The sequence below is a fragment of the Arthrobacter sp. UYCu712 genome (assembly GCF_040547005.1).
GTDB lineage: Bacteria > Actinomycetota > Actinomycetes > Actinomycetales > Micrococcaceae > Arthrobacter.
Genome location: NZ_JBEPOZ010000053.1, coordinates 1 through 5,395, shown reverse-complemented (window position 1 = coordinate 5,395; position 5,395 = coordinate 1). Strand labels below are relative to the sequence as shown.

The window sequence follows — 5,395 nt, the reverse complement described above, 5'->3', positions numbered from 1 at the left end:
GGGTTTGTTGTTTGGGAACCACATAGTGGACGCAAGCAGTCTTGTTTCTTTGTACCGCCCCTGGTTGCAAACGCTTTTGAACCGTTTGCGGGGGTGGTGTGTGGTGTAAGTTATCGGCCTATTAGTACCGGTCAGCTTCACGAGTCGTTAGTCCTCGCTTCCACATCCGGCCTATCAACCCAGTGGTCTGGCTGGGGGCCTCTCACACACAAGGTGTATGGAAATCTCATCTCGAAGCGAGCTTCCCGCTTAGATGCTTTCAGCGGTTATCCCATCCGAACGTAGCTAATCAGCGGTGCACTTGGCAGTACAACTGACACACCAGAGGTTCGTCCGTCCCGGTCCTCTCGTACTAAGGACAGCCCTTCTCAAATTTCCTGCGCGCGCAGCGGATAGGGACCGAACTGTCTCACGACGTTCTAAACCCAGCTCGCGTACCGCTTTAATGGGCGAACAGCCCAACCCTTGGGACCTACTCCAGCCCCAGGATGCGACGAGCCGACATCGAGGTGCCAAACCATGCCGTCGATATGGACTCTTGGGCAAGATCAGCCTGTTATCCCCGAGGTACCTTTTATCCGTTGAGCGACGGCCATTCCACAATGTACCGCCGGATCACTAGTCCCGACTTTCGTCCCTGCTCGAGATGTCTCTCTCACAGTCAAGCTCCCTTGTGCACTTACACTCGACACCTGATTGCCAACCAGGCTGAGGGAACCTTTGGGCGCCTCCGTTACTTTTTAGGAGGCAACCGCCCCAGTTAAACTACCCATCAGGCACTGTCCCTGACCCGGATTACGGGCCGAAGTTAGATGTCCAAAGTGACCAGAGTGGTATTTCAACGATGACTCCACCCGAACTGGCGTCCGGGCTTCAACGTCTCCCACCTATCCTACACAAGCCACTCCGAACACCAATACCAAACTATAGTAAAGGTCTCGGGGTCTTTCCGTCCTGCTGCGCGTAACGAGCATCTTTACTCGTACTGCAATTTCGCCGAGTTTATGGTTGAGACAGCGGGGAAGTCGTTACTCCATTCGTGCAGGTCGGAACTTACCCGACAAGGAATTTCGCTACCTTAGGATGGTTATAGTTACCACCGCCGTTTACTGGGGCTTGAATTCTCAGCTTCGCCTTGCGGCTAACCGGTCCTCTTAACCTTCCAGCACCGGGCAGGAGTCAGTCCGTATACATCGTCTTGCGACTTCGCACGGACCTGTGTTTTTAGTAAACAGTCGCTTCCCCCTGGTCTCTGCGGCCCCTGCACGCTCCGGACAGCTAGTGTCCATCACGATGGGGGCCCCCCTTCTCCCGAAGTTACGGGGGCATTTTGCCGAGTTCCTTAACCATAATTCTCTCGATCGCCTTAGTATTCTCTACCTGATCACCTGTGTCGGTTTGGGGTACGGGCGGCTAAAACCTCGCGTCGATGCTTTTCTCGGCAGCATAGGATCACCGAATCCCCTCCAAAGAGAGTCCCATCAGATCTCAGGCATCATGAACGGCGGATTTGCCTACCGTTCGCCCTACATCCTTAGACCGGGACAACCATCGCCCGGCTCGGCTACCTTCCTGCGTCACACCTGTTAATACGCTTGCCTCCCAGGATCAGGTCCCGCGCTCCACCAAAACCCTTCCACCACAAGGGCGGTCAGGCAGGCTTCGGGCGGTTAGTGTCCCCTGTTCAGCATGGGCGGTTTTTCGCCGGTACGGGAATATCAACCCGTTGTCCATCGACTACGCCTGTCGGCCTCGCCTTAGGTCCCGACTTACCCAGGGCAGATTAGCTTGACCCTGGAACCCTTGATCATTCGGCGGACGGGTTTCTCACCCGTCTTTCGCTACTCATGCCTGCATTCTCACTCGTGTAGGCTCCACCGCTGGTTTACACCGCGACTTCACTGCCCACACGACGCTCCCCTACCACTCCAGACGCCTGAACCAACCCCACAAAGGGAGCGGCTTGGCTATTATCTGAAATCCACAACTTCGGCGGTGTACTTGAGCCCCGCTACATTGTCGGCGCGGAATCACTTGACCAGTGAGCTATTACGCACTCTTTTAAGGATGGCTGCTTCTAAGCCAACCTCCTGGTTGTCTTCGCAACTCCACATCCTTTCCCACTTAGCACACGCTTAGGGGCCTTAGTTGGTGGTCTGGGCTGTTTCCCTCTCGACTATGAAGCTTATCCCCCACAGTCTCACTGCTGCGCTCTCACTTACCGGCATTCGGAGTTTGGCTGACGTCAGTAACCTTGTAGGGCCCATTAGCCATCCAGTAGCTCTACCTCCGGTAAGAAACACGCAACGCTGCACCTAAATGCATTTCGGGGAGAACCAGCTATCACGAAGTTTGATTGGCCTTTCACCCCTACCCACAGCTCATCCCCTCCATTTTCAACTGAAGTGGGTTCGGTCCTCCACGACGTCTTACCGTCGCTTCAACCTGGCCATGGGTAGATCACTTCGCTTCGGGTCTAGATCACGCCACTGCAACGCCCTATTCAGACTCGCTTTCGCTACGGCTTCCCCACACGGGTTAACCTCGCGACGTAACACTAACTCGCAGGCTCATTCTTCAAAAGGCACGCCGTCACCAGAATCAGACTGGCTCCGACGGATTGTAAGCACACGGTTTCAGGTACTGTTTCACTCCCCTCCCGGGGTACTTTTCACCTTTCCCTCACGGTACTGGTCCGCTATCGGTCATTAGGGAGTATTTAGGCTTATCAGGTGGTCCTGACAGATTCGCACGGGATTTCTCGGGCCCCGTGCTACTTGGGATACTTCACCAGGCGGTACACAACATTTCGGTTACGGGGCTCACACCCTCTCTGGCCGGCCTTTCAAGACCGTTCACCTATGCCTGTACTACTCACCCCACTGTCCCGGCAGAGACAGAACGGGAAGTCCCACAACCCCGACCATGCAACGCCCGCCGGCTATCACACATGGAACGGTTTAGCCTGATCCGCGTTCGCTCGCCACTACTGACGGAATCACTATTGTTTTCTCTTCCTGCGGGTACTGAGATGTTTCACTTCCCCGCGTTCCCTCCACGCACCCTATGTGTTCAGATGCGGGTCACCAGGCAGCTCGCGCCCCTGGCGGGGTTTCCCCATTCGGACACCCTGGGATCACAGTCCGGTTATCGACTCCCCCAGGCTTATCGCAGATTCCTACGTCCTTCTTCGGCTCCTAATGCCAAGGCATCCACCGTGTGCTCTTAAAAACTTGACCACAAAAGATCAAAAAAACTAATTCACGAGAGAACCATGAAACCAACCAGACACCACCAGCCACACCCCGAAAGGCACAACCAACCAGCGCCCGGACAGATCCAGGTTCATATTCTTGGAAATTGCTTCTTATAAAAGATGCTCGCGTCCACTATGTAGTTCTCAAACAACAACCCCAAACCACACACCCCACACACAAACGTGTGATCGGTGCAGCCAGGAAACCAGAAACACAAGTCCCACCCCACCACGAAACACCCCCCGTAAGGGACACCCGCAATGACATGACCCTGTTGCCTCAGGACCCAACAGTGTGCCAAACACTAAACCGCACCCCCGACCCCCGCACCGTTCCAGGAACACCCCCGAAGGAGGATCCGTACTAGGCAAGGAAGAAGAACACGCGGCCGCTATTTGTTGATATTCCACCCGTGAGCACCCGCCGCAGAACTAGCGTCTGCGCAACGGGCGTACTCCTGACAACCCCTGAACACCCGCATACACGGGGCACGGTGGTTGTAGGTGCTCCTTAGAAAGGAGGTGATCCAGCCGCACCTTCCGGTACGGCTACCTTGTTACGACTTAGTCCCAATCGCCAGTCCCACCTTCGACAGCTCCCTCCCACAAGGGGTTAGGCCACCGGCTTCGGGTGTTACCAACTTTCGTGACTTGACGGGCGGTGTGTACAAGGCCCGGGAACGTATTCACCGCAGCGTTGCTGATCTGCGATTACTAGCGACTCCGACTTCATGGGGTCGAGTTGCAGACCCCAATCCGAACTGAGACCGGCTTTTTGGGATTAGCTCCACCTCACAGTATCGCAACCCTTTGTACCGGCCATTGTAGCATGCGTGAAGCCCAAGACATAAGGGGCATGATGATTTGACGTCGTCCCCACCTTCCTCCGAGTTGACCCCGGCAGTCTCCTATGAGTCCCCGCCATTACGCGCTGGCAACATAGAACGAGGGTTGCGCTCGTTGCGGGACTTAACCCAACATCTCACGACACGAGCTGACGACAACCATGCACCACCTGTAAACCGACCGCAAGCGGGGCACCTGTTTCCAGGTGTTTCCGGTTCATGTCAAGCCTTGGTAAGGTTCTTCGCGTTGCATCGAATTAATCCGCATGCTCCGCCGCTTGTGCGGGCCCCCGTCAATTCCTTTGAGTTTTAGCCTTGCGGCCGTACTCCCCAGGCGGGGCACTTAATGCGTTAGCTACGGTACGGAAAACGTGGAATGTCCCCCACACCTAGTGCCCAACGTTTACGGCATGGACTACCAGGGTATCTAATCCTGTTCGCTCCCCATGCTTTCGCTCCTCAGCGTCAGTTAATGCCCAGAGACCTGCCTTCGCCATCGGTGTTCCTCCTGATATCTGCGCATTTCACCGCTACACCAGGAATTCCAGTCTCCCCTACATCACTCTAGTCTGCCCGTACCCACCGCAGATCCGGAGTTGAGCCCCGGACTTTCACGGCAGACGCGACAAACCGCCTACGAGCTCTTTACGCCCAATAATTCCGGATAACGCTTGCGCCCTACGTATTACCGCGGCTGCTGGCACGTAGTTAGCCGGCGCTTCTTCTGCAGGTACCGTCACTTTCGCTTCTTCCCTACTGAAAGAGGTTTACAACCCGAAGGCCGTCATCCCTCACGCGGCGTCGCTGCATCAGGCTTTCGCCCATTGTGCAATATTCCCCACTGCTGCCTCCCGTAGGAGTCTGGGCCGTGTCTCAGTCCCAGTGTGGCCGGTCACCCTCTCAGGCCGGCTACCCGTCGTCGCCTTGGTGAGCCATTACCTCACCAACAAGCTGATAGGCCGCGAGTCCATCCAAAACCACAATAAAGCTTTCCACCCCCCACCATGCGATGAGGAGTCATATCCGGTATTAGACCCAGTTTCCCAGGCTTATCCCAGAGTTAAGGGCAGGTTACTCACGTGTTACTCACCCGTTCGCCACTAATCCCCCCACAAGTGAGGTTCATCGTTCGACTTGCATGTGTTAAGCACGCCGCCAGCGTTCATCCTGAGCCAGGATCAAACTCTCCGTTGAAGTAAAACAAAAACAGACACAACCAACACCCCCGGGAAAACGGGACGTGCAGGCCGCACAAAATTTGAAACCAGCTGTAAAAACCAGACCACACCACGGG

2 rRNA genes are annotated in these 5,395 nt (G+C 55.5%); both read right to left on the bottom strand.

The window, feature by feature from the left end:
• Positions 1 to 100 precede the first annotated feature (100 nt).
• Positions 101 to 3,239: ribosomal RNA gene (locus ABIB51_RS22940) — 23S ribosomal RNA — on the bottom strand.
• Between the two features lie 532 nt (positions 3,240 to 3,771).
• Positions 3,772 to 5,295 (bottom strand): 16S ribosomal RNA (locus ABIB51_RS22935).
• The 16S and 23S rRNA genes sit together here, the layout of an rRNA operon.
• Positions 5,296 to 5,395: the final 100 nt, after the last annotated feature.